This window comes from Streptomyces sp. NPDC054975 (assembly GCF_053609105.1).
In genome coordinates, this window is the sequence record NZ_JBSGWV010000040.1 from 22,787 (window position 1) to 39,892 (window position 17,106).

The 17,106-nt window shown below is 72.9% G+C and carries 16 protein-coding genes; 7 read left to right on the top strand and 9 right to left on the bottom strand.

Going from position 1 to position 17,106, the window contains the following annotated elements; translation table 11 throughout:
* Nucleotides 1-113: 113 nt before the first annotated feature.
* Nucleotides 114-887, top strand: coding sequence for a polysaccharide deacetylase family protein (locus tag ACWF79_RS26965; RefSeq protein ID WP_453730779.1), 774 nt, complete (start codon nucleotides 114-116; stop codon nucleotides 885-887).
* A gap of 86 nt (nucleotides 888-973) precedes the next feature.
* The gene (locus ACWF79_RS26970; RefSeq protein ID WP_453730745.1) at nucleotides 974-2,176 is read left to right on the top strand and encodes a DUF5925 domain-containing protein; all 1,203 of its coding nucleotides are present in this window, start codon (nucleotides 974-976) and stop codon (nucleotides 2,174-2,176) included.
* A gap of 125 nt (nucleotides 2,177-2,301) precedes the next feature.
* On the opposite strand, the gene ACWF79_RS26975 is transcribed toward ACWF79_RS26970, so the two are convergent.
* Nucleotides 2,302-2,676: a GntR family transcriptional regulator gene (locus tag ACWF79_RS26975; RefSeq protein ID WP_453730746.1), complete on the bottom strand. Its 375-nt coding sequence runs from the start codon at nucleotides 2,674-2,676 to the stop codon at nucleotides 2,302-2,304.
* Nucleotides 2,677-2,749: 73 nt separating this feature from the next.
* Here ACWF79_RS26975 and ACWF79_RS26980 point away from each other — a divergent pair, with 73 nt between their 5' ends.
* On the top strand, nucleotides 2,750-3,667 hold the full coding sequence (locus ACWF79_RS26980) for an N-acetyltransferase family protein (protein WP_453730747.1): 918 nt from the start codon (nucleotides 2,750-2,752) through the stop codon (nucleotides 3,665-3,667).
* Nucleotides 3,648-4,205 (top strand): DUF402 domain-containing protein, encoded by a 558-nt coding sequence (locus tag ACWF79_RS26985; RefSeq protein WP_453730748.1) that lies wholly within the window; start codon nucleotides 3,648-3,650, stop codon nucleotides 4,203-4,205. The genes ACWF79_RS26980 and ACWF79_RS26985 overlap by 20 nt, the downstream gene beginning before the upstream one ends.
* Here the strand turns inward: ACWF79_RS26985 and ACWF79_RS26990 are convergent.
* From ACWF79_RS26990 to ACWF79_RS27010, 5 genes are all read right to left on the bottom strand, one after another.
* On the bottom strand, nucleotides 4,192-4,611 hold the full coding sequence (locus ACWF79_RS26990; RefSeq protein ID WP_453730749.1) for a DUF6299 family protein: 420 nt from the start codon (nucleotides 4,609-4,611) through the stop codon (nucleotides 4,192-4,194). The two genes, ACWF79_RS26985 and ACWF79_RS26990, sit on opposite strands and share 14 nt — an antisense overlap.
* A gap of 105 nt (nucleotides 4,612-4,716) precedes the next feature.
* Nucleotides 4,717-5,160 (bottom strand): GNAT family N-acetyltransferase, encoded by a 444-nt coding sequence (locus tag ACWF79_RS26995; RefSeq protein ID WP_453730750.1) that lies wholly within the window; start codon nucleotides 5,158-5,160, stop codon nucleotides 4,717-4,719.
* Entirely contained in the window at nucleotides 5,157-6,653 is a 1,497-nt protein-coding gene (locus ACWF79_RS27000) for a tripartite tricarboxylate transporter permease (RefSeq protein ID WP_453730751.1), read from the bottom strand. The genes ACWF79_RS26995 and ACWF79_RS27000 overlap by 4 nt, the downstream gene beginning before the upstream one ends.
* Nucleotides 6,654-6,656: 3 nt before the next feature.
* The gene (locus ACWF79_RS27005) at nucleotides 6,657-7,172 is read right to left on the bottom strand and encodes a tripartite tricarboxylate transporter TctB family protein (RefSeq protein WP_453730752.1); all 516 of its coding nucleotides are present in this window, start codon (nucleotides 7,170-7,172) and stop codon (nucleotides 6,657-6,659) included.
* Complete coding sequence (locus ACWF79_RS27010) at nucleotides 7,169-8,152, bottom strand: Bug family tripartite tricarboxylate transporter substrate binding protein (protein ID WP_453730753.1); 984 nt, start codon at nucleotides 8,150-8,152, stop codon at nucleotides 7,169-7,171. Before ACWF79_RS27010 ends, ACWF79_RS27005 begins: the two co-directional genes overlap by 4 nt.
* 121 nt (nucleotides 8,153-8,273) lie before the next feature.
* On the opposite strand from ACWF79_RS27010, the gene ACWF79_RS27015 reads away from it, so the two are divergent.
* Together ACWF79_RS27015 and ACWF79_RS27020 are read left to right on the top strand one after the other, a co-directional pair.
* Nucleotides 8,274-8,942: a response regulator gene (locus tag ACWF79_RS27015; protein ID WP_453730754.1), complete on the top strand. Its 669-nt coding sequence runs from the start codon at nucleotides 8,274-8,276 to the stop codon at nucleotides 8,940-8,942.
* 339 nt (nucleotides 8,943-9,281) lie between these two features.
* Nucleotides 9,282-10,298, top strand: a complete 1,017-nt coding sequence (locus ACWF79_RS27020; protein WP_453730755.1) for a lytic polysaccharide monooxygenase auxiliary activity family 9 protein — start codon at nucleotides 9,282-9,284, stop codon at nucleotides 10,296-10,298.
* Between the two features lie 44 nt (nucleotides 10,299-10,342).
* Here the strand turns inward: ACWF79_RS27020 and ACWF79_RS27025 are convergent, their stop codons facing one another.
* The 3 genes from ACWF79_RS27025 to ACWF79_RS27035 all read right to left on the bottom strand — a co-directional run bounded on the left by ACWF79_RS27025 (nucleotide 10,343) and on the right by ACWF79_RS27035 (nucleotide 15,839).
* Complete coding sequence (locus ACWF79_RS27025) at nucleotides 10,343-11,215, bottom strand: esterase/lipase family protein (protein ID WP_453730756.1); 873 nt, start codon at nucleotides 11,213-11,215, stop codon at nucleotides 10,343-10,345.
* A gap of 179 nt (nucleotides 11,216-11,394) precedes the next feature.
* The gene (locus ACWF79_RS27030) at nucleotides 11,395-12,390 is read right to left on the bottom strand and encodes a DNA polymerase Y family protein (protein WP_453730757.1); all 996 of its coding nucleotides are present in this window, start codon (nucleotides 12,388-12,390) and stop codon (nucleotides 11,395-11,397) included.
* Nucleotides 12,387-15,839 carry a DNA polymerase III subunit alpha gene (locus ACWF79_RS27035; RefSeq protein ID WP_453730758.1) on the bottom strand — a complete coding sequence of 1,151 codons (3,453 nt, stop codon included), beginning with the start codon at nucleotides 15,837-15,839 and terminating at the stop codon, nucleotides 12,387-12,389. The genes ACWF79_RS27030 and ACWF79_RS27035 overlap by 4 nt, the downstream gene beginning before the upstream one ends.
* Before the next feature lie 207 nt (nucleotides 15,840-16,046).
* Here ACWF79_RS27035 and ACWF79_RS27040 point away from each other — a divergent pair, with 207 nt between their 5' ends.
* On the top strand, nucleotides 16,047-17,093 hold the full coding sequence (locus ACWF79_RS27040; protein ID WP_453730759.1) for a DUF3533 domain-containing protein: 1,047 nt from the start codon (nucleotides 16,047-16,049) through the stop codon (nucleotides 17,091-17,093).
* Nucleotides 17,094-17,106 lie beyond the last annotated feature (13 nt).

A 17,106-nucleotide genomic window follows, 5' to 3' on the forward strand; every position in this document is an offset into this window, starting at 1 on the left:
GCTTCGAAGGCGTCGGGCGGCCCGGAGGTGGCGGGCGCTTCGAAGGTGGCGGGCGCTCCCGAGGCGGCGGGTGCTTTGGAGGTGGTCGTGTGAACCAGCCCGTGCCGATCCTGATGTACCACGCCGTGGACCACGAGCCCGCTCCGGCCGCGCACCGGCTGTCCGTCTCCCCGGAGGCGTTCGCCGCGCAGATGGCGGTCGTGGCCGACCGCGGGCTCACCCCGCTGACCACGGCGCAGCTGACCGAGGCCTGGCGCACGGGCGGGCCGCTGCCCGCGCGCCCGGTCCTGATCACCTTCGACGACGGCTACGAGGGCGTGCACCGGCACGCGCTGCCCGTCCTCGCCCAGCACGGCTTCGCGTCGACGGTGTTCGTCTCCACGGGCTGGCTGCGCGGCGCGTACGACGAGGGCGGGGCCCTGGACACCATGCTCGACTGGGACCAGGTGCGCGAACTGGCCGCCGCCGGTGCGGAGATCGGCGGCCACAGCCACAGCCACCCGCCACTCGACCAGGTCGACGACCGGCGGCTCTGGTACGAGACCCTGCGCTGCAAGGAGATCGTCCGCGACGAGCTGGGCCGGGCGCCGGTCTCCTTCGCCTACCCGTACGGCTACTCCGACCGCCGCGTCCGCCGGACGGTCCGGGCGGCCGGCTACGCCCAGGCCCTCGCGGTGGGCAACACCACGGCGCGTCGCCGCCAGGGACCGTACGCCCTGGAACGACTGACCGTACGCCGCTCCACCGGCATCGAGGACTTCGCCCGCCTGGTCGAGGGCCACGCGATCGGACGGTCCTTCGCGAAGGACCGCGTGCTGACCAAGGGGTACGCGCTCGTGCGCCGCACACGGGGCGCGGTACGGGCAGCCGGGCGGACCGGGCTCTGAGGATCCGGGGGCCCGGCGGTGGGCCCCCGGATCCTGCCGGTCAAAACACCGTGCGCGCTGTGCCTCGTTGCCGGATCATGGCCGCCATGTCTGCCACACCGGCCGAGGAGTCCATCCTGTCCGAGCCTTCCGCACCGTCCGCGTCCGAGCGGTCCGCGTCCGAGCGGTCCGAGTCCGAGCCGTCCGTCTCCACCCCGTCCGCGTCCGAGCCGCAGCGGGCGCTGCCCATCCGGCTCAACGTCGACGACAGCGACTCGCCCTCCGACGTCATCGACGCGCTCTTCCTGGGCCGCTTCACGACCGGCGAGCAGCCGCACGCGCAGAGCACGACCCTGGACCGGGTGAAGCCCGCGGCGACGCTGCTTCCCGCCGGAGCGACGGTGCTGCGTGCCGCCAAGGACGACGACCGGGCCGCCCTGCTCGCGGAGGGCGAGGGCTGGACGCTGCTCGTCTCCCGCTGGAACCGCGGCGCGGACGTCACCGTCACCGCGACGGAGCCCGAGCTCGCCGAGAGGATCCTCAAGGAGGCGACGGACGGCGCGAAGGACGAGCCCGAGCCGCAGCCCGAGAACGTCACGATGGGCTTCTGGTACGTGTCGCCCCGGCGCGGCCCGCACCGTACGACCCGGCAGATCAGCGCCGGGACGTGGGAGGAGGTCCGGCCCAACTACACGGCGCCGGTGGCCGATGCGATGGACCGGCTGATGAAGGTCACCCCGGACGACATCGCAGGCCGCTTGCTGCTGCTCCACGGGCCGCCGGGGACCGGCAAGACCTCCGCGCTGCGCACCCTCGCCCGCTCCTGGCGGGACTGGTGCCAGGTGGACTGCGTCCTGGACCCGGAGCGGCTCTTCAACGACGTCGGCTATCTGATGGACATCGCGATCGGCGAGGACGAGGGCACGGCGAAGGGTCGGTGGCGCCTGCTGCTCCTGGAGGACTGCGACGAGCTGATCCGCGGCGAGGCGAAGCACACGGCGGGCCAGGCGCTGTCCCGGCTCCTGAACCTCACGGACGGGCTGCTCGGTCAGGGCCGCAACGTCCTCGTCGGCGTCACCACCAACGAGGACCTGGAGCGGCTCCATCCCGCCGTTGTCCGCCCCGGCCGGTGTCTGGCCCGCATCGAGGTGGGCGCGCTGACACGGTCCGAGGCCGTGGGGTGGCTGGGTACGGAGGAGGGCGTGGGGCGTGAGGGCGCGACGCTGGCGGAGCTGTTCGCGCTGCGGCGCGGCACGTCGCCCGCGGGCATCCCGGAGTCCCGTGCGCCGGAGGCGGGGCTCTACCTGTAGCGAGGGCCCCGAGGGGCAACCCCCGGGGCCGTGCCCGCGGCTTGGCGCCAGAGGGTCAACTCCGGTGCCGTATTGCGACCTGGCCCCAGGGGGATCCCCCGCCGCGTCCCGTGTCCCGGCGGGGATCAGCCCCCGTACGCCGCGCGCAGGGCGTCCGAGATCGCCGCCGACGCCGCCTCTCGGGTCAGGCCCAGGCGCTTGGCCTCCGTCGCGTACGTCGCCGCCGCGCTCGCCGCCCGGCGGGCCGCCGCGTCGCCCGCCGCCGCGACGAACGTGCCGAGGCGGCCCCGGGTCTCGATGACGCCGTCCGACTCCAGCGACTTGTACGCCTTGGCGACCGTGTTCGCCGCAAGTCCGAGGTCCTCCGCCAACCCCCGTACCGTCGGAAGCTTGTAGCCGACCGGCAGGGCGCCCGAGCGGGCGCGTTCCGCGATCTGGGCGCGGAGTTGTTCGTACGGGGCGGTCGAGGAGGCCGTGTCCACAGTGATTCGCAATGTCACGCGCCGATTCTGCCCCCGCCCCGGGGGAAAATGGGAGGCGGCCTCGCCACTCCCCCGCATACGGTGCGGCACCATGACTGTGATCGTCCGAGATGTACGTCCTGAGGACGCCGAGGCCTTCGCCCGTGTCCGGCGCGCCGCGCTCCCGTTCATGCTCGCCAGCGGCACCCAGGTCGCCTTCGACTGGGCGCACGCCCATCCCGACGCCCACGCGCGCCCCCTGGTCGCCGAGGTCGACGGGGAGATCGTCGGCACGGCCCAGGTCCGCGTCGCGCACGACGCGCCCGAGCCCGGAGTCGGCTCGGTCAACGTCTACGTCCATCCGGAGAAGCGGGGCCTCGGCGCCGGCACGCTGCTGGTGCGGGCCTCCGAGGAGCATCTCGCGGAGAGCGGGGCCTCCACGCTCTACAGCTGGGTGCTCGACGTCCCCGAGTTCCGTGCCTTCGCCGAACGGCACGGATACGAGGCCCGGCGTTCCGCGCACTTCCTCCGCCTCGACCTCACCGCCGGCCTGCCTCCGCTCCAGGAGCCGCCGACCGGCGTCGAGCTGCGGCCGGCCGCAGCGTTCGCCGCCGACCCCCGTCCGCTGTTCGTGCTGGACGCCGTGACGACGGCCGACGAGCCCGGCGATGTCGGTGCCGAGCTGACGGACTACGAGCACTGGCTGGCGACCACGTGGAACCACCCGCTGTTCGACCCCGAACTGACCACGGTCGCGCTGGTCGACGGCCGTCCCGCCGCGTTCACCGCCGCCCAGACCGACGGCCGGGGCAAGTACAGCACGGGGATGACCGGCACCGACCCGGCGTTCCGGGGCCGGGGGCTGGCCAAGCTCGCCAAGAACGACTCCCTGCACCGGGCGCGCGCGGCGGGCTGCACGGAGGCGTTCACCGGGAACGATGCCGGCAACGAGCCGATGCTGGCGATCAACAGGTGGTTCGGCTACGAGATCTGCGCGACGGAGGTGCGCCATGTCCGGGCGCTCGGTTGAGGTCGAGGACCACGTGGACGTCGAGAACCAGGTGGACGTCGATCGGCAGGCACGAAGCGACGTCGAGGTCGTGCTCGTGAAGGCGGGGCGGACGAAGATCCGGTACCCCGCCGAGGTCGTCGCCGACGACGGCTCGCGGCTGACCGTGCGCGCCCCCTGGGCCGCCGAGGGTGTGCGGGACTTCGGCTTCGTACGGTTCGAGCCGGGCGACGTGTTCGTGGAGCACTACTGGCGTGATCGCTGGTACGCGGTCAAGGAGGTCCGGTCCTCGGACAGGATGCTCAAGGGGTGGTACTGCGACATCACCCGGCCGGCCGCCGTCAACGGCCTGGAGGTCGTGGTCGAGGACCTGGACCTGGATCTGTGGGTGTCGGCGGACGGCAGCGAGGTGCTGCGGCTGGACGAGGACGAGTTCGCGGCGAGCGGCCTGGCCGCCGCCGACCCGGAGGCGGCGGCCCGCGCCGTCGCGGCCCTCGACGAGCTCGAACGCCTCGGCCGCGAGGGGCTGGTCCGGCTGCTCGGCGTCAGCCGAGGATGACGTCCGCCTCCTCCACCGCGAGGAAGCCGGGCGTCGGCAGGCCCATCGGGCCCGAGGGTGTGAGCTGCATCAGGGAGGCCTGCACCCGGGCGGCGCCGGACCGGTAGGCGGGGTCCTTCACGACGGCCGTGTTGGACCAGTCGCGGAGCTGGCCGTCGCAGACGGCCCGGGTGCCGCCGATGCCGGCCGAACGGTCCTGCTGGACGAGCGTGCTGCTGATGAAGACCGGGCCCGCGCTGTCGTCGAGGCAGCGGTACGTGCCGGAGAGTGTGACCGTGCCGTCGGAGGCGACGGTTCCGTACGCGTCGACGGAGAGGGTGTCGACGGAGCCCGTGTGGGCGGTGGCCGTGGCCGCGCCCGCTGCGACCAGCAGCGAGCCGAGGGCGAGGGCGAGACGGAGACGCATGGGGTGATCCCTTCGGGTGGGGGGGTGTATCGCCCGCCAGGGATACCGGATCACGCCATGAACTGTCCGAAACTCACCCTATCGGGGGCGAGTTGAGGCCGCCACTCACAGCCGCTTGCGGTAGTGCATACGATCGTACGGGCCGTCCAGGCGGCGCTCGACGAGCTCGTAGCCGTACCGCTCGTACAGCTTCTGGTTCTCCCACATCATCGCGTTGGTGAGCAGCCGTACCTCGGGCAGGCCGAGTCCGCGCGCCCGCGCGTCCACCCAGTCGAGGAGCGCCCGGCCGAGGCCGGTGCCCTGGGCGTCCGGGTGGACGGCGATCTCGTCGAGATAGAGGTGGTCGGCCTCGGGGATCACCACGACGAGGCCGGTCACCGGGTCGCCGACGACGAACACCCTCCCCGCGGCCACGTTCGCGGCGTGGTCGTACTCCATCGGGGCCGGTACGAGACCGATCCGGTCGATGTAGTGCGTGAAGGCCGCGTCGGTCACGGCCCGCACGGCGGGCACGTCGGACGGGGTCGCGGGGCGGATGTCGTGGATCATGCCGACACGTTACGGCGGCGGATGATCACCTTCTTCAGCAGGGGCCAGGCCAGCAGAAGGACGATCACGGCGTAGACGGTCACCGAGAACGGGGTGTTCACCAGGCCCGCCGGCGAGCCGTCGCTGATCTGGAGCGCGCGGCGCAGCTGCTGTTCGGCGGCCGGGCCGAGGATGACACCGATGACGGCGGGCAGGACCGGGAGGCCGTAGCGCCGCATGCCGAAGCCGATCAGACCGATGATCAGCAGGATCACCAGGTCGAGCGCCTCGCCGCCGACCGCGTACGCGCCGACGGCGGCGAAGAAGAGGATGCCGGCGTAGAGGTACGGGCGCGGGATGCGCAGCAGCTTGGCCCAGACGGGCGCGAGCGGCAGGTTGAGCGCGAGCAGCAGGACCATGCCGACGAAGAGCGAGGCGATCAGGCCCCAGACCAGGTCGGGTTCGCGTTCGAAGAGCAGCGGCCCTGGCTGTATGCCGTACTGCTGGAAGGCGGCGAGCATCACGGCGGCGACGGCGGTCGTCGGCAGGCCGAGGGTGAGCATCGAGACGAGCGTGCCGGCGGCGGAGGCCGAGGCGGCGGACTCGGGTCCGGCGACGCCCTCGATGGCGCCCTTGCCGAACTGCTCCTTGTGCTTGGAGAACCGCTTCTCCGTGACGTACGAGAGGAAGGTCGGGATCTCCGCGCCGCCGGCCGGGATCGCGCCGAACGGGAAGCCGATGACGGGACCGCGCAGCCAGGACTTCCAGGTGCGCTTCACGTCGTCCTTGCCGAGCCACGGGCGTCCGACGGGGATGGCCTCGCCCGCCGTGCGCCGCAGATGCGCGGCGACCCACAGCGCCTCGCCGATGGCGAAGAGGCCGACCGCGACGATCACGACGTCGATCCCGTCGGCGAGCTGGAGCGAGCCGAAGGTGAGGCGCTGCTGCCCGGTCATCTGGTCGAGGCCGACCAGGCCGAGGGTGAGGCCGATGAGCAGCGAGGCGAGGCCGCGGATCCGGGAGGAGCCGAGGACGGAGGTCACCGCGATGAACGCGAGGACCATGATGGCGAAGTAGTCGGGCGCGCCGATGTCGACGGCGAGCGCGGCGACGGTCGGGGCGAGAGCGACGAGCAGCAGCGTGCCGATCATGCCGCCGGCGAAGTGGCCGATGGCGGCCGCCGCGAGCGCCTGCGCGCCCCGGCCGGCCTTGGCCATGGGGTTGCCCTCCAGGGCGGCGACGACGGCCGCGCTCTCGCCGGGGGTGTTGAGCAGGATCGAGGTGGTGGAGCCGCCGAACATCGCTCCGTAGTAGATGCCGGCGAACATGATGAAGGCGCCGGTCGGTTCGAGCCCGTACGTCACCGGGAGCAGCAGGGCGACCGCCATGGCGGGGCCGATGCCGGGCAGGACGCCGATGGCGGTGCCGAGGAGCACGCCGATGGCCGCCCACAGCAGGTTCATCGGGGTGAGGGCCGTACCGAAGCCGTCGATCAGGGAGTTCAGTGAGTCCATGGGTCAGAGCACTCCCATCAGCGGGCCGCCGGGCAGCGGTACTCCGAGCAGGTTGTTGAAGACGACGTAGGTGAGGAGGGAGAGTCCGGCGGCGATCAGCGGGTCCCGGTGGAGGTGGCGGCTGCCGAGGGCGTAGGCCGCGCCCCAGAAGAGCAGGGCTCCGGAGACGGGGAAGCCGACCGGTCCGATGAGGACGGCGAAGGCGAGGAAGACCCCGGCGAGGAGCAGGACCGTGCGCCAGTCGCTGGGTTCGGAGAGGTCGACGTCCTCGCCGCCCTCGGACTCGCCCCGGCCGCCGCGCAGGACGTCGACGGCGAGGAGGACGGCGACGACGAGCAGACCGGCGCCGACGACGACCGGGACGGTCCTGGGGCCGACGGGGCCGCGCTGTGCGATGTCGACGGTCATGGTGAGGGCGTCGGTGAGGACGAGGACGCCGATGACGAAGAGGAGGAGGCTGACGCCGAGCTCGGAGTGCTCGCGCAGCCAGGAGGAGCGCTTGTCGGTGGCCGTGGTCACAGTCCCAGCTCCTTCAGCACGGAGGCGACCTGCTTGTCCTGTGCGGCGAGGAAGGCGCCGAACTGCTCGCCGGGCAGGAAGGCGTCGTGCCAGCCGTTCTTCTTCAGCGACTCGCGCCACTGCGGTGAGTCGTGCAGCTTGGTGGCGAGACCGACGAGCTTGTCGCGCTCGGCGTCGGAGAGGCCGGGCGGGGCGACGATCCCGCGCCAGTTGATGAACTCGGTGTCGAGCCCGGCCTCGCGCAGGGTGGGCGCGTCCAGGCCCGGGACCCGCTCGGGGCCGGTGACCGCGAGCAGGCGCAGCTCGCCGGACTCGATCTGGTCGAGGTACTCGCCGAGGCCCGAGACGCCGAAGGCGACCTTGTCGCCGAGGATGGAGGCGAGGAGCTCGCCGCCGCCGTCGAAGGGGATGTAGTTGACGCTCTTCGGCGCGATGCCGGCGGCACGGGCCATCAGCATCGGGGCGAGGTGGTCGGGTCCGCCGGGCGAGGAACCACCGCCGACGGGCAGCTTGCCGGGGTTCGCCTTCCAGGCGGTGATCAGGTCCCGCATGGTCCGGTACGGGGAGTTCTTGCCGACCACGACGATGTCGGGCTCCATGGTGAGCCGGGCGATCGGGGTGGTGTCGGCGAGGGTCTTCGGGGTCTTGTTGGTGTGGACCGCGCCGACGACGCCGAGGCCCATGGACATGGCGACCTTGCCGTTGCCGTGCTCGCCGACGAGCCGGGTCAGGCCGACGGTGCCGCCGGCGCCGGGCAGGTTGAAGACCTCGATGTCGGTGGTCAGACCGGCGTCCTCGGCGTTCTTCGCCGCGGTGCGGGCGGTGATGTCGTAGCCGCCGCCGGGTGTGTTGGGGACCATGAACCGCAGGCCCGGGATCTGGGTGCCGGTGTCGGAGCCGCTGCCGGCGGAGAGCAGGGGCGGCCCCACCAACACCAGCAGCGCGGCCCCGAGCAGGGCGAGGGGGGTGCGCAGACGCACGTGTGCCGCCTCTCGATAGATGTGTGAAGTGGCCCACATGTTGCCCGCGCGTTAAGAACCTGTCTCTCTTCCGCAATCAACGGACGTTGTGGTCCTTGTGGTCGCGACCTAGCGTGGCGGCGTGACGAAGGTGCTGGTGGTGGACGACGACTTCATGGTCGCGAAGCTGCACAGCCGTTATGTGTCGACCGTGGACGGTTTCTCCGTCGTCGGGGTCGCGCACAGCGGTGGTGAGGCGCTGCGCCTCGCCGACCGGCTGCGCCCGGATCTCGTCCTGCTCGACATCTACCTGCCCGACATGGACGGGATCTCCGTCCTGCGCGAGCTGCGCGGGTCCGGTCTCGCGGTGGACGCCCTGTTCATCACGGCGGCGCGGGACGCGGGCATGATCCGCTCGGCGCTGCGGGCGGGGGCGCTGCACTATCTGATCAAGCCGTTCAACCAGGCCGCGCTGCAGGAGCAGCTGCGGCACGTGGCCTCGCTGCGGACCCGCCTGGACGGGCTGGACGAGGCGCGCCAGGAGGACGTGGACCAGATCTTCGGAACCCGCCCGCCGGGCTCGCGCGAACTCCCCAAGGGCCTTGCCGCCCCGACGGCGGACTTGGTGGACGGCATCCTGCGGGCACACCCGGAGGGGCTGTCGGCGACGGAGTGCGCGGAGGCGGGCGCGCTGTCCCGGGTCAGCGCGCGGCGCTATCTGGAGTACTTCGCGGAGACGGGCCGGGTGGAGATCACCCTGCGCTACGGCGGGACAGGACGCCCGGAGCGGCGCTACCGCCGCCTGAGCTGACGGCGGCGCGGCGGGGCGGGCGCCCAAGGGTGCCGAGGGGGCCATGGGGGCCGAGGGGGCCGAGGGGGCTGCGGGGGCCGAGGGGGTTGCGAGGGCCGAAGGGGGCCGCGGGGGCTGCGGGGGCCGAGGGGGTTGCGAGGGCCGAAGGGGGCCGCGGGGGCTGCGGGGGCCGACCGAGGGCAGGTGGCCGGGCGGGTGTCTGAGGGGCCGCTTAGCCGCTCCTTAAAGCGACCATAAGGATCGCCATCACCCCCTTCTCACAGCCGATTTCGCGGTTCTCGGCGGCTAGCTTGCTGAGCAACCCCCCACGCAGGTCCCCCCTCGAAGGAGTTGTTCACCATGACCGCACGCCGTACCGCGTCCGCCGCCCTCGTCCTCGGTGTCGCGCCGCTCGCGTTCGCCGGGCTCGCCGCCGCGCCCGCCGTGGCGCACGGGTCGATGACGGATCCGGTGAGCCGGGTCTCCGCCTGTTACGCGGAGGGGCCGGAGAGCCCGAAGTCGGCCGCGTGCAAGGCGGCCGTCGCGGCGAGCGGGGCGCAGGCGTTCTACGACTGGAACGCGGTGAACATCGCCAACGCCGCCGGGAAGCACCGCGACCTGATCGCGGACGGCAAGCTGTGCAGCGCCGGCAACGACAAGTACCGGGGTCTGGACCTGGCGCGCGGCGACTGGCCGGCCAGCACGCTCGCGTCGGGCAAGCACACCTTCCGCTACAAGGGGACCGCCCCGCACCGGGGTTCCTTCGAGCTGTACGTGACGAAGGACGGCTACGACCCCTCGAAGCCGCTGAAGTGGTCGGACCTGGAGGCGAAGCCGTTCGCGACGGTGACCGACCCCCGGATGGAGAACGGCGACTACGTCTTCGACGGCACGATCCCGAACAAGTCCGGCCGCCACCTGATCTACTCGATCTGGCAGCGCTCCGACTCCCCCGAGGCGTTCTACACCTGCTCCGACGTCGTGTTCGGCAAGGACAGCGCCGGTACGGCCCCGACGGCGTCCGCGCCGACCGACGAGGAGATCGAGGACGGGAAGGACCAGTCCTCCGTGGAGCACGGCGGGCACGGCGACCAGCACGCCGGGACCGGCGCGCAGGCGACGGCCGCGGCGCCGGAGGCCTCCCAGCCCGCGCCCTCGACGCCCGCGACCTCGACGCCGGCCGCCTCGGAGCCCGCCGGTTCCGCCGCGCCGAACGCGCCCGCCGCCGCGGGCGCCGAACCGGGCGAGCGGCTCGCCGAGACCGGGGGCGACGCCACCACCTCGTACCTGGCGATGGGTGGCGCCGCCGTTCTGGCGCTCGGCGCGGCCGTGCTCTTCGGGGCGATCCGCCGGAGCGGCCGCCGCGCCGCGCGCTGACGCCGAGCGTCGGGCGCCTGGCGCCTGGCGCCTGGCGCCTGGCGCTAGCCGATCACGGAGGCGCAGGTGGTCGGGGTCGCGTGGGCCGGGTCGAGGGCGTTGGTCACCTCGTGGAACGTCACCCGGTCCACGGTCCCGATCGCCACGTGCTCCGAGAGGTCCAGGGCGCACTTGTCCTGGATGACGACGTTGGTGACGTTCGGGCCGGAGAGGAACCCCGAGCGGTACGGGGTGACGACCTGGTCGTACTTGGTCGTGATGACCGTGTACGTGACGCCCGGGACCGTGTCCCCGCCCTCGTTGAGCCGGGTGAGGAACGGGGAGCCGGCGATCTGGTCGGCGAGGCCCGGGGTGTGCTCGGAGACGAAGTCCTCGACGCCGGGGAAGTGCGGCAGCAGTTGGGTGAGGCCGAGGAGGGTCGTGCCGTGGTTGTCGGGGGCGATCCCGACGAGCGCGTTGACCTTCTCGGCCCCGCCGAGGAACTTCAGGTAGTGACGCGGCATCATGCCGCCCTGCGAGTGCCCGACGAGGTCTGCCTCGGGGGCGCCGGTGGCCGCGAGGACCTTGTCCACGTAGACGTCGAGCTGTTCGGCGGACTTGGCGACGGGGCCGAGCCCGTGGAAGAAGGGCACGTTCGGCAGCTGGCCGTAGTCGAGCGAGAAGACGCAGTAGCCCCGGTTGACCAGGTAGGGGGCGAGAGCCAGCCAGTTGTCGACGGAGTTCCCGAAGGTGCCGTGGACCAGGACGACCGGGCGCGGGTGGGCGGCCGAGGGCTTGCAGGAGAAGTCGTTCCAGCCGCGGCTGGAGGCGGCGGCCTGGGCGGGGGCGGCCTGGGCCGAGGCGGTGGGGGCGAGGGTCGCGGCGGCGGTCAGCAGCAGGACCGAGAGGGTTCTGAGCGCGTGTTTCCAGGGCAGCATCGTGCGATCTCCTTGCGGCTCAAGGGAAATCAGGAACGAACGACGGCAGTAAGCCCTGCGGCCCGGACCACAAGTGGGGATGCTCTGCTTCACGCCAAGCTACGCACGAGTAGCCTCGACTGGGAAGTTACGCGGCGGTAAAAACTGACTTCTCGTCAACACGGCCTACACGGCGGCGGTCAGCGGGCCAGCGCGGCCGGGCGGACGGCCTCCGGGCCGAAACGGCGGCGCGCCCGGTCGGCGGCGGCCTCGGCCGCGCGGGCGCGGGCGTCGCCGGGGTCCAGGGAGAGCTGACGGTAGGCGCTGTCGGCGGGCAGCAGGCCGTCGGCGCGGAGCGCGAACGCCCGGACGCGGGCCCGTTGCAGGCCCAGGGCGGCCAGCAGCCCCAGGGCGGTCGCGGCGAGGGCCGGCGAGTGGCCGGTGGGCTCCGGCAGGGCGCGCGTACGGGTGGTGGAGCTGCGGTCGGCGTACCGCACGGTCAGGGTGAGCCGCCCGGCGGTCTGGCCCTCGCCGCGCAGGCGTTGGCCGATCCGGTCGGCGAGCCCCAGGACCGCCCGGTGGTGCTGCGCCGGGTCGAGGCAGTCCCGTTCCAGGACGAGGTCGGCGCTCAGGTACGCGGCGGGCTCCGACGGGGTGACCGGGCGCGGGTCGTGGCCGCGGGCGCGCTCGGCGAGGAGCCGGGCGGGGCCGGCCCCGAGGAGTCGCTGCAAGGTCGCCGGAGGCAGCTCGACCACCTGGCCGATGGTGTGCAGTCCGTACCGGTGGAGCGAGTCGGCCGTGGCGCGCCCGATTCCGGGCAGCGCGGTGACCGGCCGGGGGTAGAGCCATTCCTCGGCCTCGTCGGCGCGGACCCAGGTCGTCTCGCCGGGCGCGGAGGCGTCGGCGGCCATGGCGGCGAGCATGCGGTTGCTCGCGAGCCCGGCGCTGCTGTCGATGTCGTAGAGGGCCTTCAGCCGGAGCTTGGCCAACTGGACGACGTCGTAAGGGGACAGGCCGAAGTAGCGGAGCGCCGAGGTCAGGTCCAGTTGGACGGCCTGGGGCGGGACGGCCTGCACATGCGGCGTAACACCAGACACCAGTTTGATTACGTCTCCGTACTGGGCCTCGCTCAACGCGGTGTGCGGTGGGGCCGGGTGCAGATGGAGGTGGGCGATGTGCCGCTGACGTACCGTCATCCCGCGCTCCCGGGGCTCGTGTAGCCGAACTTCTTCAGATCGGCCGAACGGCTGCCGGCCGGCTGCAGATCGGCGTACGGATGCAGGCGCGCGCCCGTCGTGCCGTTGACCAGGACGCGGTGCGGCTGGGCAGGCGTGGGGTGCGGCCGGTCGGCACCGAGCAGGGCGAGCGCGGCCTCGGGGCCCCGGTCGCGGCGGGCGGCGGCGATCTCGTCCAGGTCCCAGGCCATGGTGCCGACGACGGTGCGGCGGGTGCCGCGCACCTGGACCGTGCCGCGCACGAGCAGCAGTCCGCTGTGGAAGACGGTGTGCGCGCAGGCCGGGTGGGAGTCCTCGAAGAAGGCCAGGTCGACCAGGCCGGAGCCGTCCTCCAGGGTGACGAAGATGATCCGCTTGCCGCTGGCGATCGGCGGGGTCTGGGTGGAGGCCCGCACCCCGGCGACGAGGACCTGCTGACCGGCGCGCATCCCGGCCAGGTGGGCCGCGTCGGTCGCGCCGATCTCGCGCAGCAGCCGGTGGTGGTGCTCCATCAGGTGCTTGGAGACGTCGATGCCGAGGGTGTTCAGCTCGGCGCTCAGGGCCTCGCGTCCGGTCATCTCCGGCAGACCGCTCGGCTCCGCCCCGCCGACGGCGCCCGCGTCGAGGGGCAGTTGGCCCTTGCTCGCGGACCGGGTGCGGGACTGCCGGTGGAGTTCGGCGATCTGCAGCAGCAGATCACGTCGGGTGAGGCGGCCGTCGTGGAGGGAGCGCAGGGCGCCGATCTCGGCGAGGCGTTCGGCGACGGGCCGGCTGGGGCGGGCCCGCTGCCAGAAGTCCGACAGCGATCCGTAGGGCTGCCCCTGCTCGATCCGCGCGCACTCCTCCTCGCTGATGCCGTGCACGGCGGACAGGGCGAGCCGTACGCCCCACCGGTCCCCGTCGGCCTTCTCCACGGTGTGCCGCACCCGGGAGTCGTTGACGTCGACCTGGAGGATCGGCACGCCACGGCGGCGGGCGTCGGAGACGAGCACCCGCTTGGGCCACATCCCGGGGTCGTGTTCGAGGAGACCGGCGAGCAGGAACGCCGGGTGGTGCGCCTTGAGCCAGGCGCTCTGCAGCGCCGGTACGGCGAAGGCGACCGCGTGCGCCCGGCAGAAGCCGTAGGCGCCGAAGGCCTCGACCGTCTTCCAGACCTGCTCGCGCACCTCCGCGCTGTAGCCCCGGGCGCTCGCCAGGTGGTGGAACCAGTCCCGGATCCGGGGCAGCCTGGCCTTGTCGCCGAGCGCCCGCCGGGCGACCTCGGCCAGCGCGCGGTCGCAGCCGGTCATCACCGACAGCGTCTCGATGATCTGCTCGTGCCAGATGGTCACGCCGTAGGTGTCGGCGAGCACCGGCTCCAGGTCGGGATGGGCGTACGCGGGCGTGCCGCCGTGCCGTGCGGCGATGTACCGCTCGGGCATGCCGCCGGCGACCGGGCCGGGACGGAAGAGGCTGATGTCGGCGATGACGTCCTGCGGATCGCGGGGCTGGAGCCGGGAGAGCAGGTCCTGCTGGCCGGGCGATTCGAGCTGGAACAGGCCGAGGGTCTGGCTCTCCTGGATGAGCTTGAACGCGAAGACGTCGTCGAGCGGCACCTGTGCGGGGTCGTCGAGGTCGATGTGGTCGCCGGTGACCCGCTCGATCTCGGCGACCGCGTGGGTCATCGAGGAGAGCATCCGGACGCCGAGGACGTCCAGCTTGATGTTGCCCAGTACCTCGATCTCCTCCTTCGCCGCCATCGCCATGGGGTAGTCGCCCTGCGGGGTCGGCTGGACCGGCAGCCGGTCCAGGAGCGTCGCGTCGCTGATGACCACGCCGCAGGGGTGCATGGCCATGCCGTGGACCAGGGAGTCGAGGCCCTCGGCCAGCTCCCACAGCGGCCCGTACCGGTGCGCCTCGGCCGCGAGCCCCCGCAGCTCGGGCAGTTCGGCGAGCGCGCCGGTGATGTCGGAGGCCCGCAGGTGCGGGAAGCTCTTGGCGATCCGGTCGATGTCCGCGGGTGCGATGCCGAGGGCGAGGCCGGTGTCGCGCAGGGCGCGGCGGGCGCGGTAGGTCTCGGGCATGGCGGTGACCGCGACGCGTTCCTTGCCGAACCGGTCGAAGATCGTGTCGTAGCACTCCAGGCGGCGGGCGGACTCCACGTCGATGTCGATGTCGGGCAGCGACCTCCGGCGCACGCTGAGGAAGCGTTCGAACAGCAGGCGGTGGTCGAGCGGGTTGGCCGTGGCGATGCCGAGGGCGTGGCAGACCATCGATCCGGCGCCCGAGCCCCGGGCCGCGACCCGGATGCCCTTCTCCCGGATGTCGGCCACGACCTGGCCGACGGCGAGGAAGTACGAGTCGTACCCCATCCGCGAGATCACCGCGAGCTCGTCGTCGAGGCGGTCGAGCGCGGCGCGGTCACGGTCCAGGCCGCGCCGGACGAGGCCCGCCTCGCTCCGCTCGCGCAGCAGCCGGGCGGCGCCGTCCGCGCCGGGTTCCGCGCCGAGCACGCCCGGCTCGGGGAAGTGGGGCGTACCGATTCCCAGGTCGGCGACGGGGTCGACGGCGCACGCGGCCGCCGCGGCGGCGGTGTCGGCCAGCAGCCGGCGGGCTCGCGCGGGGTTCGCGCCCGCGCACTCGGCGATCAGCCGCGCGATGTTCGTCATCCCTCTCTCGTCCTTGAGCCAGCGCTGCCCGCTGTCCAGGCGGCGCCGGTCGATCGGCCGCAGCAGGCGCGCGGAGTCCAGGACGTCGGCGAGCCGGTGCTGGTCCGGGTCGGCGTAGCGCACGGCGTTCGAGAGCACGGCGGTGGTACGGGTGCGGTCGGCGAGGGCCAGCGTGCGGGCGGCCAGCCGGACCGACCCGGGCCCGGTGCCGGAGGGCTGGTGCGCCACGGCTTCCAGCCCGAGTCCGCTGCCGAAGATCTCCTGCCAGGGGGCCAGCAGCTTCATCGCGACGTCCTCGCGGCCCGCCGCCAGGGCCCGTACCGGCTCCGAGAGCGGTCCGAGCAGCACGGTCAGGCCGGGGCCGCCGTAGGTGCGCAGCGCCTCCCACGGCACCACCGGCGCCGTACCGGACACGGCATCGGCGTGGGCGGCCGAGGTGATGCGGCACAGCCGCGCCCAGCCCTCCTTGTCCCGTGCGAGCAGCACGAACCGCAGCGGCGGCTCGACGACGTGCGCGCCCCCGCGTGCGGGGGTACGGCGGCGCTGGGCCGGCGGCGGGGGTGCGAGGGCCTCCACCGCCAGGTCGACGCCGAAGACCGGCCGGACACCGCTCTCGGAGCAGGCCTGGGCGAACCGGACGACGCCGGTGACGGTGTCCCGGTCGGTGAGCGCGAGCGTCGGTACGCCCCGCTCGGCCGCCCGCCGGACGAGGTGCTCGGGGTGGGCGGCGCCGTAGCGGACGGAGTAACCGGACGCGACGTGCAGATGGGCGAAGCCCGTCATGTCGCACCTCCATCACTCCACCCCTTTTCGCCGATTCACCCGATATGTTCATCGTACGCTCGTTCGATTACTGTACCCCCTCATCGACCCTGGTCGGCGACCTGATTCGAACACATCAGCGATTCCCGGGCGAGAGGCTCGACACGCCTCATCCGTTCGGCCCCATCCCGCCTGCGCGATCACTTCTCTCGCCGGAGCGTGGGGGGCATGAGCCTCGTCGACGAACTGAAGAGTGCCGTCACCCCCCGCGCCGCCCTGCTGGTCGTGGGCGTCCTCGCCCTGCAGCTGCTGTTCATCGCCTCGTACGTGGGGGCGCTCCACAACCCGAAGCCGAAGGACGTCCCCTTCGGCGTGGTCGCGCCCCCACAGGTCTCCGCCCAGCTGGTCGGCCAGGTGGAGCGACTCCCCGGCGAACCGCTCGACCCCCGGACCCTCACGGACGAGGCCGAGGCCCGGAAGCAGATCCTGAACCGGGACATCGACGGCGCCCTCCTGGTGAACCCGGCGGGGACCACCGACACCCTGCTCGTCGCCTCCGGCGGCGGCACCGTGCTCTCCTCCGCCCTGGACACGCTCTTCACCAAGGTCGAGGCGGCCAACGGACGCACCGTCAGAACCGTCGACATCGCCCCCGCCTCGCCCCAGGACTTCGACGGCCTCTCCGCCTTCTACCTGGTCGTGGGCTGGTGCGTCGGCGGCTACATCTGCGCCGCGATCCTCGCCATCAGCGCCGGTTCCCGCCCCGCGAACCGGGAGCGCGCGGTCATCCGGCTCGGCGCCCTCGCGCTCTACGCGATCCTCGGCGGACTCGGCGGCGCGGTCATCGTCGGCCCGATCCTGGGCGCCCTGCCCGGCAGCGTGGTGGCCCTGTGGGGCCTGGGCGCCCTGGTCGTCTTCGCGGTCGGCGCCGCCACACTCGCCCTTCAGTCGGTCTTCGGCATCGTCGGCATCGGCCTGGCGATCCTGCTGATCGTCGTGGCCGGCAATCCGAGCGCGGGCGGCGCGTTCCCGCTGCCGATGCTGCCCCCGTTCTGGCAGGCGATCGGCCCCGCCCTGCCCCCGGGCGCCGGCACCTGGGCCGCGCGCTCGATCGCGTACTTCAGGGGCAACGACGTCACCGCCTCGCTCCTGGTGCTCTCCGCCTGGGCGGTCGTCGGAACCGCGGTCACGCTGGTCATGTCCTCGCTCAAGCCCAAGCCGGGCACCGAGCCGATCGCCGACGAACTCGGCGCCGCGGGCGGGGCCGCGGGGTGACCTGAACCGGTCT